We start from the raw sequence: 14,221 nt of genomic DNA, 5'->3' as shown, positions 1-14,221 counted from the left end.
ACAGTTCATGCGCCGTCCCGCCAGCTCACGCTAAGTCGACGTCGATATCGAATACAAGCCTTCCGGGCGATCGGCTCCTGTGGCATCCTTCGCCCGTCGCACGGAGGAGGCACGAATGGACGGCACCGGATTCGTGCCCGCTCGGTCGGGGGTCGGGCACCGGCGGCGCACCGCGATCGGGGACAGGCCGAGCACCGAGCGCGGGAAGCGCACCCGCGCCCAGCTGCTCGCGGCCGCGCGGACGGTCTTCGAGCGCGACGGCTACCTCGATGCCCGGGTGGCCGACATCGCCGCCCTCGCCGGCATCGCCCACGGCAGCTTCTACACCTACTTCGACTCCAAAGCCGCGATCTTCCGGACCCTCATCAACGACGTCATGGAGTCCGGCCTCTACGCCCCGCGCGAGCCGCGCCCCGCGACCGGTGGAGCGCCCTCGCTCGCCGAGGCGTGGGCCCGCATCGAGGCCGACAACCGCCGGTACCTGGCGATCTTCCGCAGGGACCGGGCCCTGATGGGGTTGTTCGAGCAGGTCGCGTCGTTCGATCCCGAGCTGCGCGCGTATCGGATCGAGCTGCGCCGGCGCACCGCCGCCCGCGCAGCCGCCGGGCTGCGCAGGCTGCAGGAATGGGGACTCGCGGACCGGGAGCTCGACCCGGACACCGCCTCCCTCGCGCTGAGCGCCATGGTCGGCAACTACGTCTACTACTGGCAGGTGATGGGCATCGAGGCCGAGGAGGAGCACGTGGTGGAGCAGCTGACGCGGTTGTGGGCGCGGGCGATCGGCCTCGCGGAGCCGTCGTGACCGGCTCCTGGCCCGAGCTCGTCCGCCGCTACTACGACGCCTGCTCGGCTGGCGACCTCCGCGGCCTGCACGCCACCCTGCATGCCGAGGTCGTGCACTGGTTCCTCGCCCCCAACGTCGGGTCCGCGCCGGTCCGGGGCCGCGAGCACCTCGCCCGGTACTGGCGCAAGGTGCAGGCGATGACCGAGGCACGCTGGATCGGGCCCATTCGTGGTGGAGCAGCAGGTAGGAGCCGAAGCCACCGGACTGCGTGGCGAGGCGCTCGATCTGCGCGATCGCGTCGTCGACGGTCCCGATGACGCCCAGCCCGGTCTCGTTCACCCAGGCCACCCGCTCCTCGAACGTCGCGCCGGCGGCACGGAAATGCGGGGCGGCGAGGACGTGCTGGGTGTAGTCGGCCCAGTCGTCGAGGCCGTGGCGGACGTCCTCGATCGCTTGCTCCTTGGTCTCGGCGAGGTGCATCGGGCCGACGAGGCGCCACTGGTCGCGCCGTGGGGGGTTGCCGAACTCGGCGCCGCGCTCCTGCATGACGTCCCAGTGCAGCGCCAGCGAGTCGAACCCGCCCTTGGCGGGCACCGGACCGCAGCCGCATCACGAGGTTCAGCCGCCGCGCGCCGGTATCCCGAAGCCCTGGGGCCGAAGACAAACCGGCGCATCGCGCTGCTGCCAGGGTTCCTCGCGTTGTACGGCTCGCCCGCTACGCGGGAAGCTCGAGGTCCCCGAGCACCTCGGCGTAGCCCAGCAGGTCCTCGCGCGGGGTGGCGCTCCTGTCGGCGTCGTCGCCGGCAGGAGCGCCTGATCAGGATTGCGGGGTTGTGGGCCCCCGACGGGCCCGCAGCCCCATCCGGCCCACGCAGCAGGCGACCGGTTCTCCGGGGCCTCCGCCGGGCGCGGGAAGGAGCTATGCGCGGGCGAGGATCGATGTTCCGATGTCGGCGATGTCCCGCTCGGCGGTGAACGGGTTGGACAGGAACACGCTCAGCATGTCCACACCCGCCTCGACCATGCCCTGGGCCTTCTCCCAGATCTCGTCGGGGGAGCCGTAGAGGCACCAGTAGTCGCACAGCTGCTTGGTGATCAGCGGCCGGTGTGAGTCGTCGAGCCCCTTCTGGTACTTGGACCAGGTTTCGAGGTAGTGCGGTTGCTCGGTGGTGTTCGGGTCGCCCAGGTAGGCGGTGGCCGCGGCTGCGCTGGCCTCGACGATGGAAGGGTCGAGCTCGGCAGCGTGCTCGCGCATGAACCCGATGTTGGTCAGGCACGAGCTGATCGGGCCGGAGGCGAAGCCGTGGTCGACGCCGTCCTCCCAGGTCTCGCCGTTGCGCAGCTGGTAGAACCAGGTCACCGCGACGAGCTTGACCGAACCGGGTGGGCGGCCGGCGTCGGCGACCGCCTTGTCCAGTTCCCGGCGCACCAGTGTGATCATCTCGGGGTCCGGCCCAAGGCAGTAGGCCACGTAGTCCGCGTAGCGGGCGGCGACCTTGATGCCGCGCGGGCCACCGGCGGCCATCCACACCGGGACCGGGTCGGCGAGGTTGTACCAGCTGCCGTCCTTGTCGAGGAACTCCAGCTCGCGCTCCTTGCCCCGCCACTTCTCGGTGACCCGCTGGCCCTTGAGCAGGCCGGTGGTGACCCGGAGCGCGTCGTCGAGCTGGGCGATGCTCGCCGGGCTGTGGCCCATGGAGCGCAGTGCGTTGTTCGCCGTGCCGATGCCGAGGAAGGTGCGGCCGGGGGCGAGGGCGTTGAGGGTGGCGTGGGAGTTGGCGGTGACGGCGGGAATGCGGGTCAGGGGGTTGGTGACCCAGGTACCGAGGTTGATCGTGGACGTCTCCCGGGCGGCGAGCGCGAGGTACTGGTAGGGGTCGCTGAACAGCAGCGGCCCCTCGCCGACGCCGAAGTGGCTGACCCCGGTGTCCTCGGCCTGCTTGACGATGCCGACCTGGTCGATCTTGGCGCATGTGCCGATGAAGAACTCCATCAACTGCTCCTTTGCAGTAGAGAGGCGTGCGAGCGGCTCACCACGGGGCGGAGAGCAGCCATTCCTGTGGTGCGGACGCGGCGGCGCGTTCCCAGTCGGGGGCGGGGAGGTCGAGGAACGCCCCCTGGGCGTAGAGCAGTGGCTCACCCGCGTGCACCGCCACCGCGTCGACCAGGCCGAGGACGATCACGTGGTCCCCGCCGGCGCGGATCTCGTACAGCGCGCAGTCGAGGTGGACGATTGCGCCGTCGAGGTGCGGGCCGTAGCGACCGGGGGAGTGGGCGACACCGGCGAACCGGTCCGCCGGTCGCGCGAAGTCCCGGGCGAGCACCCCCTGGTCCGAGGCGAGGATGCTGACCCCGAACCCCGGCGCGGACGTCAGCGCGCGGTGCATCGACCGATCCCGGCCGAGGCAGGCGAGCACCAGGGGCGGCTCGAGCGAGAGCGAGCAGAAGGCGCTGACCGTAGCGCCGACCGGCCCGGCGGGGGTGGTCGTGGTGATCACGGTGACGCCGCTGGCGAACTGGCCCAGGGCGTGGCGGAACTGCGGTGGGCTGATCGGGTCCCGGTCGAGCGGGGCGGGCGCGGCCATCAGGACGCCGGGGCGTCCGGGCCGCCGGCGAGCGCGAGCGCGCGGTCGACCAGGGCGAAGCAGTCGGACTTGTCGTAGGCCAGGTAGTTCATCGCGAGGATGCGCACGGGGTCGCCGGCGTAGTAGCGCTCGTACTGCACGGCGCGCTGCCCGAACGCGTCGCCGCACAGGTCCCAGGCCAGCTTGTAGAGCCGGATCCGGTCCACGGCGGACATCTCGGCGCCGCGGTAGTAGCGCGCGATGTCCTCGGCGATCGGCGAGCCGAAGTCCTCGGCCGAGGGCATCATCAGCAGACCGCCCGCGCCGAGGGTCTGCAGCACCTCGACCAGCTTGGGGTACTGCGTCGCCAGCACCACCCGCAGCGTCTGCAGTGCGTTGAAGCGGGGCCGGACCGTGCCGGTCGCGGTGGTCTCGTACTCGGCCTCGGCCGCGACGAGCAGCGCGTGCGCCTGCTCGACGGCGGCGATGCACTCGCCGAGCTTCTGCTGCACGTGCAGGAAGCCATCGATCTTCACCGACTGGCTGAGCTTCATCGCCAGCCCGGTGACGAACTGCAGCTTGACCAGGCCGCGCACGCCGGTCTGGTGCGCGGTGTGCTGGCGCAGGTTGGTCTCGGCGTAGAGGGCGTTGGCCAGTTCCACGTCGCCGTGCAGGAACACCCGGTCCCACGGCACCAGCACGTCGTCGAACACGACGAGGCAGTCCGCCTCCTCGAAGTGGGAGGAGAGCGGGTGGTCGAACGGATGCCGGGTGCCGTCGTCGAAGGGGGCGCGGGAGATCAGCCGCAGGCCGGGGGTGTCGATCGGGATCGCGAAGCAGGCGGCGTGGCGCTCGTCGCCGGGGCGCAGGCCGGGCAGGCTGTAGATGATCAGCTCGTCGGCCATCGGCGCGAGCGTCGCCAGCATCCGGGCACCGCGGACGACCAGTCCCTCGGCGGTCTCGGACACCACGCCCATGTGCAGGAACTGCTCCTGCTGCTCCGACGCGCCCTTCGACCGGTCGGTCTGCGGGGTGATCAGCGCGTGGGTGAGGAAGAGGTCGTTGTCGCGGACGTAGGAGTAGTAGCGCGCGATGTTGTCCGCATACCGCTGCCCGAGCCTGGCGAACACCCCTGGTGACTCGGTGAACGCCATCAGCGTGGTGTTCAGAAAGTCCGGCGAGCGGCCCATCAGGCCCAGCGTCGGTTCGGCCCACGCCCGGTACGCGGCCCGTCTCGCGGCCAGGTCCTCCGGCGTGCGGCACGGCAGGAACGCGCGTCCGATCCGGGCCCCACCGGGGCCCGGCGCGGTGAGCACCGGGGCGAGGTCGGGATCGTGCTGCAGGTCGTAGAGCCGGGCGATCTGCTGGATCGGCCGACGGAGGGCGGGATGCATGGTGACGTCGTCGACGCGCTCGCCGCGGAGCCACACCTCGCGAGGGTGTTTCTGCAGGTTCTCGACGTACTGCGCACCGGTACGGACGGGCATCGACGGTCCCTTCTCGGACACTGGAATGCTAGCGTGCCTGGACACGCTAACCGGAGGCGCAGATCACATCAAGAGCTTCCGGTCCCGACGCCGGCCCGGCCGTCACACGTCCAAGTCGAGCCCTTGACATTGATCAACGGCACGTGTTGCATGCTTGCATGCTAGGAGACCGGCAGGGTCTCCTGCGGTCGATGGAGGATTCTCAACGATGAGATTGGGAACGTTCCTGCTGCCCAGTGCAGCGGCGACTCCGGAGCAGTACCGGCAGGGCTACGCCGGCGCGAATCCGAACTTCTACCAACGCGCGCTCCTCGAGAACGCCGCTGTGCTGCGTCAGCTCGACGACCTCGGCTTCGACTTCGCGGCCTTCTCCGAACACCACTTCCATCTCGAGGGCCTCGAGATCTCGAACAACCCGATCCTGCTCGGCGCGTGGGCCGCGGGGATCACGAAGAAGCTGCGCCTCGGGCAGATGGCGACCGTCCTGCCGGCCCGCAATCCCGTGCTGGTGGCCGAGGACCTGGCCATGCTCGACCACTTCAGCGGCGGCCGGATGCTCGCCGGGTTCGCCCGCGGCTACCAGAGTCGCCACGTCACCACGATCGGCCAGAAGAACGGGGCGGTTGCGACGTACGCGACCGACCCGCAGTACGCCGAGCACGACGCGATCAACCGCGTGTTGTTCGAAGAGGCCTACCAGGTCGTGCGCGGCCTCTGGGCGAATCGCGAGTTCTCCTACCAGGGCAAGCACTGGCAGGTCCCGCCCCGCGGGATCACCTGGGACCACCCCGGGACGCGGGAGATGGCGCCGTCCACCGTGAGCGCCGACGGCACCGTGGAGAAGATCGGCATCGCACCGAACACCCTGCAGGACCCGGCCTCGATCGAGCTGATGGTGCCCTTCACGCTCAGCCCCAACACCATCCGGTGGGCGGCGCGCGAGGGCGGCTGGCCGATCATCTTCAGCCCGATCGAGGAGACGGTGAAGGCCTGCCTCGATGCCTACCACGACGAGGCGAGGCTCCGGGACCCGTCGATCGGCTGGGGCCACAACGTCGGGCACTTCCGCGAGGTCGTCGTGGCCGACACCGACGAGGAGGCCATGGCGATCGGCGAGGACGCCCTGGGCTTCATCTGGCCGGCTTGGCACGACCACTTCGGGTTCAACGAGGCCCTGCGCTACCCGGGCGAGGAGGGGCCGATCCCGAACAACTACCGGACCATGGTCGACCGCGGGTACTCGATCACCGGCTCGGTCGACACCGTGGCCCGCAAGCTCGAGAAGACCATCGAGATGTTCGGCATGGAACTGCTCGTGCTGTGGATGGGCATCGGCCCCGCGCCGATCGACAAGCTGCTCCGCAGCAACGAGCTGCTGGTCGAACAGGTCCTGCCGAAGATCGGCATCAAGCTCGACCGGTTCGAGCCGACCTTACGCCCGGAGTTCAACACGCCGGCCTGGAACGCCCGCTCCCGCTGATCCGCCTTCTCCGAGATCTGACAGCAATCAGCAAGTCGAGGGAGCGTTGTCCATCTTCACCACAGGCGCGGACGTCGAGAGCCGGGAGGCCGTGTTCCTCCGCGAAGGGGCGCGAGCTTGAGTATCGCCGCGGCGGTGCGGATCGGGATCGGGCTGCCCGCGGCGGTCCCGGGGGTCCGGCCCGACCAGCTCGTGGAGTGGGCCCGGCGGTCCGACGCCGCCGGGTTCTCCTCGCTGGCGACCCTCGACCGGCTGGTACATGACGGGCTCGAGCCGCTCGTCACGCTAGGGGCCGCCGCGGCGGTCACCGAGCGGATCGGGCTGGGCAGCTACGTGCTGCTGGCGCCGGCCAGGGGCCCGTCGGCGCTGCTGGCCCGGCAGGCCGCGACGCTCGATCGGCTCTCCGGTGGCCGGTTCACCCTCGGTCTTGGCGTCGGCACCCGGCAGGACGACTACCGGGCCACCAACATCGAATTCCGCACCCGGGGACGACGGCTGGACACGATGCTCGACGAGCTGCAGGCGATCTGGGCGGCGCCCGGGCCGGAGCGGGTCGGCCCCACACCGAGGAGCGGTCGTCCACGGATCGTGCTGGGCGGCCGGTCGGCTGCCGCGCTGGAACGGGCCGCCCGTGCAGGCGACGGCTGGGTCTCCGGCAGCACCGGGTTCTTCGCCGAGGGCGCGGCCGCGGTGCGGGCAGCCTGGCAGCAGCACGGCCGCGACGGTGCCCCGCAGCTGCAGGCGGTGGCGTACTTCTCCCTCGGGGCGGCTGCGACCAGGCACGCCCGGGAGTACCTGACGAGCTACTACGGGTTCGTCGGCCCCGGGGCCGCCGCGATCGCCGACTCCGCGCTGACCACCCCCGCCGCGGTACGCGGGGCTGTCGAGGAGATGGGGCGTGCGGGTTGCGACGAGCTGCTGCTGTTCCCCTGCCGGCCCGGTCCCGAGCAGGTGGACCTCCTGGCGGCGGCCCTGCTGTGAGCGCCCCCGCGTGAGGCCTGGCGTGGGAGCCCCGCCGAGGGGGCTCCCAGGGCACAGGACTTCGGTCAGGCGGGACTGGCGCCGTTGAGGGCCTTCTTGTCTTCGGCGCCCGGCCCGGTCTCCAGGCGGATGATGTCCACGGTGCCCGAGATGTGGCGCTCCATCTCGCGCCGCGCCGCTGCACCGTCGTGGCTCCGCAGCGCCGCGATGATCCGCTCGTGATCAGCGTGGCGGCCGTCGAGGGCGTCGGACAGCGGAGTGGCGGTGCCGGTCGTGTTGATCAGAAAGTCGCTGAGGTCGAACATCCGCTGGCAGGTGGCCGCCATGATCGTGGACCGGGACATCTCGTGCACGATTGCGTGGAACTGCCGGTTGTACACCCGGTAGCCATGGCTGCGACGATCGGCGTCGGCCTCGCCGCGCAGGTCGGCGATCAGGGACTCAACCTGCTCGAGCTGCTGCAACTGAGCCTCGGTGCGCCGGTCGGCGGCAACCTCGGCGAGGATGCCCTCCATGCCGGCGAAGAACCGAAAGAAGTCCACGACCTCCTGGGGCGAGTAGCGGCAGACCTCGCAACCGACCTGCGGAATGATCTCGACCAGGCCTTCGCCGGACAGCCGACGCAGAGCCTCCATCACAGGCTGCTTGCTCACCTGGAACTGGCTCCTGAGCGCCTCGACCTGCAGCCGCTCGCCCGCGGCGTAGGCGCCCTCGAGCAGTTGTTCCTTGATCTGCATGTAGATCATCGAGCTGAGTCGCACGGACGACGAACGTACGTCGCCCAGTCCGGGCCGGAGCTCGAAGCCGCCGGTCATCGTCATCCATCGAGCGTAACGGAGAGGCGGTCCCGCCCCGGCCGCCGCGCGGACGGACAAGGTCTTGCCCGCTCCTCGCGGCGAGCTCTACGATTCTGGAACGCTAGAATGCTAGGGAGCACACAATGACGTTGGCCCTCTGCACGACCTCGCACACTCCGTTGATGGGGCGGTCGGAGCCCGCAACCGGTGTCGCTGCCCGGGTCGAGGCCGCGTTCAGCCGGGCCCGCGCATTCGTCCGGGACTACGACCCCGAGCTCGTGGTCCTGTTCGGTCCGGACCACTACAACGGCTTCTTCTACGATGTGATGCCGCCGTTCTGCATCGGCGCCGCAGCCGAATCAGTCGGTGACTACGGCATGCCGAAGGGCCCCCTGCCGGTCGCCGCCGACGTCGCTCGCAGCCTCGCGCGCGAGGTCCTCGCCGCGGGCGTTGACATCGCGGTCTCCGAACGCATGCACGTCGACCACGGCTTCACCCAGCCCCTGGTGCTGCTCCTCGGCGCCATCGACACCGTGCCGGTGGTCCCGGTCTTCATCAACTGCGTCGCCGAGCCGCTCGGCCCGGTCGCTCGCATCCGCCTGCTCGGTGAAGCGATCGGACGCGGTGTCGCCGGCTTGGACAAGCGGGTGCTGCTGATGGGGTCCGGCGGGCTGTCGCACGACCCACCGGTACCGCAATTCGCGGGCGCCCCGCCTGCCGTGGCCGAGCGGCTCATCGCCGGCCGCAACCCGACGGCCGAGGAGCGCTCCGTCCGCGAGGCCAGGGTCATTGACGCCGTCGGCGCGTTCGCCGCCGGCATGTCGGACCTGATGCCCCTCAACCCGGAGTGGGACACCGCCCTGCTCGACGTGCTCGCCTCCGGCGACCTGGAGCAGATCGACGCCTGGCCCAACGACTGGTTCGTCGAGCAGGCGGGGCACTCCTCGCACGAGGTGCGCACGTGGATCGCGGCCTACGCCGCGCTCGGCTCGGCGGGCCGCTACGAGATCGAGAGCTCCTTCTACGAGGCGATTCCCGAGTGGATCGCCGGCTTCGGGCTGACCACTGCCCGTTCCCTCACCTGAGACCCCCCGAAAGGCTTGCCATGGAACTCGACCCGTGCCGGACGGCATTCATCGCGGTGCACTACCAGAACGACGTGATCACGCCGGAGGGCGCGTTCGGCGCCATTTTCGCCGAGCAGGCCGCCGCGGTCGGAGTCGTGCCGACCACGAAGACCCTGCATACCGCCGCCCGCGCCGCAGGCTCCCAGGTCGTCTACACGCGGGTGGCGTTCCAGCCCGGCTACGGCGACCTCGTGGGTAACTTCCCGCTGCTCGCGATGGTCGGCCAGCAGGGCTGCCTGGTCGACGGCACCTCGGCTGCCGCCATCGTCGACGAGCTCACCCCACTCGACGGCGACACCGTCGTGACACACCAGCGGGTCAGCGGGTTCGTCGGCAGCGAGTTGGACACCGTCCTGCGCGGCCGTGGCATCGACACCGTCGTGATCACCGGCGTGGCCACCAACATGTCGGTCGAGAGCACCGCGCGCAGCGCGGGAGACCTCGGCTACCGCACGATCGTCGTCTCCGATGCCAGCAGCGCGGCTACGCCCGAGGTCCACCAAGCGTCACTGGACAGCCTGCGCATGCTGGGGGAGGTCGCCACCAGCGCCGATGTCCTGGCGGCGCTGAAGACCCCGGTGACGGCGTGAGCCGCCCCTCGGTGTGGTCCGCGCTCGCGGGTCTCGAGCTCAGCATCAGGTATGTGCAGGTCGGGGAGTGGCGGACCCGAGTGCTGGAGGCGGGCGAAGGTGAACCGCTGGTGCTCATGCACGGCACCGGCGGGCACCTCGAGGCGTATGCCCACAACATCGGGCCGCTCGCGGAGCGCTTCCGCGTGATCGCCTACGAGTACCCGGGCCACGGCCACACCACCCACACCACCCGAGACCTCGAGCTGCCCGACTACGTCGCGCACCTCGACGGACTGTTCGACGCGCTCGGGGTCGACCGCACGAATCTGTCCGGCGAGTCGCTCGGCGGCTGGGTGGCGCTCAAGTACGCGGCCGCGCACCCCGAGCGGGTGGGAAAGGTCGTGCTCAACACCCCGGGCGGCACCATGGCCACCCCCGAGGTCATGGAGCGGATCCGCAGCCTTTCCCAGGCCGCCGCGGACGACCCGACCGAGGAGCGGATCCGGGCCCGGCTGGAGTGGCTGATGGCGGACCCGTCCTCGGTCACCGACGAGCTCGTCGACATCCGGCGCGCCATCTACGCCCGTCCCGGCTTCGCCGAGTCCATGCGCCACATCCTGTGTTTGCAGGACCCGGTGATCCGTGCACGCAACCTGGTCACCGACGCCGAGCTCGCCGCGGTGACCGGCCCGGCGCTCGTCGTCTGGACCAGCGATGACCCGTCCGGTCCCGCCGCAGCCGGGATGAGCATGGCGGCCAAGATGCCCGACGCGCGGTTCGAGGTGATCAAGGACGCCGGGCACTGGCCGCAGTGGGAGCAATCCGAGACCTTCAACGCCCTCGCGCTGGAGTTCCTGACCGGCGGGAAGCCCTGATGGCGCTGTTCGCGGTGGTCTGGCGCTACACCGACGACACCCGCCTGCTCGACGAAATTCGTCCGCTGCATCGGGACTACCTGCAGGACATGGTGAAACAGGGCGTCGTGCGGCAGGCCGGCCCGTTCCGCGACGGCTCGGGCGGTCTGCTCGTCTACGACGTAGCCGACGAAACCGAACTGGCCGAGCGGATCGGCGAGGACCCGTTCAGCGTCAACGGCGTGATCGTCGAGTCCCACTCCTGGCCCTGGACGCCGGTCGTCGGCCCTCTGGCCGACTGACACGACCTGCGCGTGCTCAACCTGGCGGCGGGGCACGCGCAGGTCGCCTTCATGCTGCACGAGTGGACGAAGTGTCGAGCGGCTGTCCGAGGGAGGTGTCCACGACCACCGATATGCGCGGCGGGCCGTCGGATCAAGAGCCGTCCGGCTACGGCTGGGCGGGGCCGACGGGGTCCGGGCGGAGAGGTATCGGGGTCGTCAGGCGCGGTCGAGGTCGGCGAGGACGCGGCGGAGGCGGGCGCGGGCCCCTGTCGGCGACCCCGGGTCGACGGGGAGGGAGAGCACGTCGGCCTCGACGCACGGAGGTGCTCGTCGAAGGTGGGGTCGATCGGGGTGGCCGCGGGGGCGGCGTCGGCGGCGTACTTCGCGGGTCGGCGGGCCGACTCCCGGACGCGGTCCTGGCCGGTAGCGTCCTACCGGTGGCCACTGCTGCTTCGCCCACCGTCGGCGCTGTCACGGCGCGGCCGGTGCTCGCACCGCTGGACCCGCCGGTGCAGACCGCCGCGGGGGAGGTGCCGGTGGCGCCGCTCGTGCTCATCGACGTCACCACCTCGGACGGGATCGTCGGGCACGCGTATCTGTTCTGCTACACGCCCTCGGTCCTCCCGGCGCTGACGAGCCTGGTCGAGGAGCTCGGCGCGGCGGTCGTCGGGACGTCGGCCGCGCCTGCGACGGTCGAGGCCGACCTGCGTGGACGGCTGCGGCTACTCCGCCCGCAAGGCCTGCCGACCATGGCGATCTCCGGGATCGACATGGCGTGCTGGGACGCAGTGGCCCGGCGGGCCGAGCTGCCCCTCGTGCGGCTGCTCGGCGGCGAGGCACGTCCGATCCGCGCCTACGGCAGCCTGCGCTCGATGGCCCCTGACGCCGTGCGCGCCGAGGCTGCGCACCTTGCCGGTCTGGGATTCACGGCCTACAAGGTCAAGGTCGGTGCGGGTGATCTCAGCCGCGACCGGGAGGTCCTGCGGGCCCTGCGCGACGCGGTCGGCCCCGTGGCCGACCTGTCCATCGACTACAACCAGACGTTGCCGGTGCCGGAGGCGATCCGGCGGATCCGGGCGTTGTCCGAGGAGAACCTGCTCTGGGTCGAGGAACCCACTCGGGCCGACGACGCTGCCGGACACGCACGCATTCGGGCGGCGGTGTCGACCCCGATCCAGCTCGGCGAGAGCTGGTGGGGCGTCGACGAGATGACTGCGAGCATCACGGCGGGCGCGGGCGACCATGCGATGCTCGATGTCGCGCGCATCGGCGGGGTCACCGGCTGGTTGCGGGCGGCACCCGTGGCGTATGCAGCCGGGCTACCGGTGTCGAGCCATCTGTGGCCGGAGGTCAGCGCCGCGCTGCTCGCCGTGACGCCGGGGGCGTTCCTGCTGGAGTACCTCGACGTCGCGTCGGGCGTGCTGCGCGATCCGGTGTGCGTCGTGGACGGTGCGATGATGCCGTCGGAGCGGCCAGGGAGCGGTGTCGAGTGGCACGACGCCGCCGTCGAGCGCTACCGATGCTGATCGAGAGGTGGAGTTTCCCCTCGGGAGATGGGCACCCGATCGTCCGAAGGGTTCGACCAGGCCAGGGTTCTCGCAGGCCGCCTCGGCCAGCCCGACGACCCCTCGATGGGAACCTCCAGTGCCCCGCAGCAGCATGTCCTGGAGTCGCACTCGTCGCTTCCGAAGGGGCTCGAGAGAGTTCTCGCGCCAGAGTTGTCGCTGGTAGGTGGCCTGTGAAGGGGCTGCCGCGCGCTGGATCTAGAGGTGGTTGGTGTAGAAGTCGGCGAGGCGGTCGACGGCGGCGTCGACGTATTCCGGTTCGTCGTACATCTCGTAGTGGCCGGCACGCTCGACGACCATGAGGTCGACCGGGTTGGGGGCCCTCTTCCAGAGCTGCATGCCCGCCTCGTAGGAGCCGGTGGTGCCTTTGCGGCCGGCGAGGACGACCTGCAGTGGCTGGGTCAGGAGCTCCTCGACCAGGTGGAAGGCGTCGTAACCGAGGATGAGGGAGTCGCTGCGCGAGAGCCGGCGGTTGGTCGAGTACTCGCTCTTCCCGCGTTCGGTGCGGTAGTAGCGAATCGCCTTCATGGTATCGACGTCGGTCACGCCGAGGTCGTCGGCCTCCGCGGGGGTGTCGGGGAGCCACCTCTCGCGGCCGAGCTCTCCGGTGCGGTTCTCCGCGAGGCGTGCGGCGGCCAGGGCGTCGAGGGCAGCGGCGGGCCCGTCGGGTTGGAAGCTGCGGAACGAGGTGCCGATGTTGCTGGGCACGACGACCCCGACGGCTTTGATGCGGTGGTCGGTGCGGGCGGTGTGCACCGCGTAGCCGCCGCCGGCGCAGATGCCGAGGACGCCGATGCGGTCGGGGTCGATGCCGGGGACCGTGGCGAGGGTATCGATGGCGTAGCTGATGTCCTCGCCGCGGCGGTAGGGGTCTTCGAGGTCTCGTGGTTCGCCGCCGCTGCGACCCTGGTGGGCGGGGTCGAACACGAGTGCGACGATCCCGTGGGCGGCGAGGCGGGAGGCGTAGTTGGCTCCGATCTGTTCCTTGACGCTGCTGCCGGGGGTGGAGAGCACCACGGCGGGTCCGGGGGTGGTGGGGTCGGCGGGCACGTGGAGGTCGGCCGCGAGTTCGATCGGCCCGCGCGGGATCGTGAGGTGCTGGAGCGACATGGCGTCCCCGTCCGGGATCTGTTCGACTTCGGGCGAGTCGAGATCAGTGCTAGTACGATCTCGAACATATACGAGATCGTACTGCTTTGGGGAGGGGTCGTGTCGGTCGACGCCGCGCAGCTGTGGACCCTGAACCATCGGCTTTTGACGGTTGTGCTGGACGGGTGTGTCGGGGACCTGGCAGAGCTGGGGCTGGAGGCGAAGGAGTTCTTCGTTCTGGCGGAGGTGGCCGCGTCGCCGTACCCGGCGGAGCTGGCGGCGAAGTTGATCATCCCGAAGGCGAGCGTGACGGGCTACGTGCGCAGCCTGGTCGCCAAGGGGTTCATGCGCCGGGAGATCGATGACGCCGACCTGCGGCGTCACCGCCTGGTCCTGACCGCCGAGGGTGAGGCGGCTCGGGACCGCGCGCTCGCCGCGCTCGCTCGGGAGTTCGACCGCCGGCTGAGCAGGATCCCGGCGCGGGACCGGATGGAGCTGCAGCGGATCCTGCTCGCGCTGCTCGAGCCGTCGGAGTGATGGCCGGGGTCCGAGCTGAGGATGACGCCCCGTGGCGTGGTGTAGCTCGCCTGCGGCGGTCAGCTTGTCGCCGATGGTGCCGGGACGAGTTCGCCGGGCG

General features: G+C 70.6%; 15 protein-coding genes. 10 read left to right on the top strand and 5 right to left on the bottom strand.

Annotation, left to right across the window (positions count from 1 at the left end):
- Positions 1-115 precede the first annotated feature (115 nt).
- On the top strand, positions 116-802 hold the full coding sequence (locus LWC35_RS05620; protein WP_232868813.1) for a TetR/AcrR family transcriptional regulator: 687 nt from the start codon (positions 116-118) through the stop codon (positions 800-802).
- Complete coding sequence (locus LWC35_RS40820; RefSeq protein WP_372462997.1) at positions 766-1,101, top strand: nuclear transport factor 2 family protein; 336 nt, start codon at positions 766-768, stop codon at positions 1,099-1,101. The genes LWC35_RS05620 and LWC35_RS40820 overlap by 37 nt, the downstream gene beginning before the upstream one ends.
- 602 nt (positions 1,102-1,703) lie before the next feature.
- On the opposite strand, the gene LWC35_RS05615 is transcribed toward LWC35_RS40820, so the two are convergent.
- Genes LWC35_RS05615 through hpaB form a run of 3 tightly spaced genes read right to left on the bottom strand, consistent with a single transcriptional unit; the run spans position 1,704 to position 4,835 of the window.
- Positions 1,704-2,777, bottom strand: coding sequence for an LLM class flavin-dependent oxidoreductase (locus LWC35_RS05615; RefSeq protein ID WP_232868812.1), 1,074 nt, complete (start codon positions 2,775-2,777; stop codon positions 1,704-1,706).
- Between the two features lie 37 nt (positions 2,778-2,814).
- A complete protein-coding gene (locus tag LWC35_RS05610) occupies positions 2,815-3,369 on the bottom strand; it encodes a flavin reductase family protein (protein WP_232868811.1) in 555 nt (184 codons plus the stop codon).
- Entirely contained in the window at positions 3,369-4,835 is a 1,467-nt protein-coding gene (gene hpaB, locus LWC35_RS05605) for a 4-hydroxyphenylacetate 3-monooxygenase, oxygenase component (protein WP_232868810.1), read from the bottom strand. Before hpaB ends, LWC35_RS05610 begins: the two co-directional genes overlap by 1 nt.
- Before the next feature lie 208 nt (positions 4,836-5,043).
- Between hpaB and LWC35_RS05600 the strand changes: the two genes are divergently transcribed.
- Both LWC35_RS05600 and LWC35_RS05595 read left to right on the top strand, forming a co-directional pair.
- The gene (locus tag LWC35_RS05600; protein WP_232868809.1) at positions 5,044-6,315 is read left to right on the top strand and encodes an LLM class flavin-dependent oxidoreductase; all 1,272 of its coding nucleotides are present in this window, start codon (positions 5,044-5,046) and stop codon (positions 6,313-6,315) included.
- Between the two features lie 117 nt (positions 6,316-6,432).
- Positions 6,433-7,296: an LLM class flavin-dependent oxidoreductase gene (locus LWC35_RS05595; protein WP_232868808.1), complete on the top strand. Its 864-nt coding sequence runs from the start codon at positions 6,433-6,435 to the stop codon at positions 7,294-7,296.
- A gap of 65 nt (positions 7,297-7,361) precedes the next feature.
- Here the strand turns inward: LWC35_RS05595 and LWC35_RS05590 are convergent, their stop codons facing one another.
- A complete protein-coding gene (locus LWC35_RS05590; RefSeq protein ID WP_232868807.1) occupies positions 7,362-8,117 on the bottom strand; it encodes a GntR family transcriptional regulator in 756 nt (251 codons plus the stop codon).
- 119 nt (positions 8,118-8,236) lie between these two features.
- On the opposite strand from LWC35_RS05590, the gene LWC35_RS05585 reads away from it, so the two are divergent.
- From LWC35_RS05585 to LWC35_RS05565, 5 genes are all read left to right on the top strand, one after another.
- Entirely contained in the window at positions 8,237-9,178 is a 942-nt protein-coding gene (locus LWC35_RS05585) for a 3-carboxyethylcatechol 2,3-dioxygenase (RefSeq protein WP_269803644.1), read from the top strand.
- 20 nt (positions 9,179-9,198) lie between these two features.
- A complete protein-coding gene (locus LWC35_RS05580; RefSeq protein ID WP_232868805.1) occupies positions 9,199-9,810 on the top strand; it encodes a cysteine hydrolase family protein in 612 nt (203 codons plus the stop codon).
- Complete coding sequence (locus tag LWC35_RS05575; RefSeq protein WP_232868804.1) at positions 9,807-10,667, top strand: alpha/beta fold hydrolase; 861 nt, start codon at positions 9,807-9,809, stop codon at positions 10,665-10,667. The genes LWC35_RS05580 and LWC35_RS05575 overlap by 4 nt, the downstream gene beginning before the upstream one ends.
- A complete protein-coding gene (locus LWC35_RS05570; protein WP_232868803.1) occupies positions 10,667-10,948 on the top strand; it encodes a YciI family protein in 282 nt (93 codons plus the stop codon). The genes LWC35_RS05575 and LWC35_RS05570 overlap by 1 nt, the downstream gene beginning before the upstream one ends.
- 419 nt (positions 10,949-11,367) lie before the next feature.
- On the top strand, positions 11,368-12,456 hold the full coding sequence (locus tag LWC35_RS05565) for an enolase C-terminal domain-like protein (RefSeq protein WP_232868802.1): 1,089 nt from the start codon (positions 11,368-11,370) through the stop codon (positions 12,454-12,456).
- 237 nt (positions 12,457-12,693) lie between these two features.
- On the opposite strand, the gene LWC35_RS05560 is transcribed toward LWC35_RS05565, so the two are convergent.
- Positions 12,694-13,605, bottom strand: coding sequence for an alpha/beta hydrolase (locus LWC35_RS05560; protein WP_232868801.1), 912 nt, complete (start codon positions 13,603-13,605; stop codon positions 12,694-12,696).
- Between LWC35_RS05560 and LWC35_RS05555 the strand changes: the two genes are divergently transcribed.
- Positions 13,591-14,121 carry a MarR family winged helix-turn-helix transcriptional regulator gene (locus tag LWC35_RS05555; RefSeq protein WP_232868800.1) on the top strand — a complete coding sequence of 177 codons (531 nt, stop codon included), beginning with the start codon at positions 13,591-13,593 and terminating at the stop codon, positions 14,119-14,121. The genes LWC35_RS05560 and LWC35_RS05555 overlap by 15 nt on opposite strands.
- Positions 14,122-14,221 lie beyond the last annotated feature (100 nt).

This window comes from Pseudonocardia kujensis (assembly GCF_021283305.1).
GTDB classification, from domain to species: Bacteria; Actinomycetota; Actinomycetes; order Mycobacteriales; family Pseudonocardiaceae; genus Pseudonocardia; species Pseudonocardia kujensis.
Note: the sequence above shows the minus strand (reverse complement) of the source record. Positions and strands in the feature narration are given on the sequence as shown.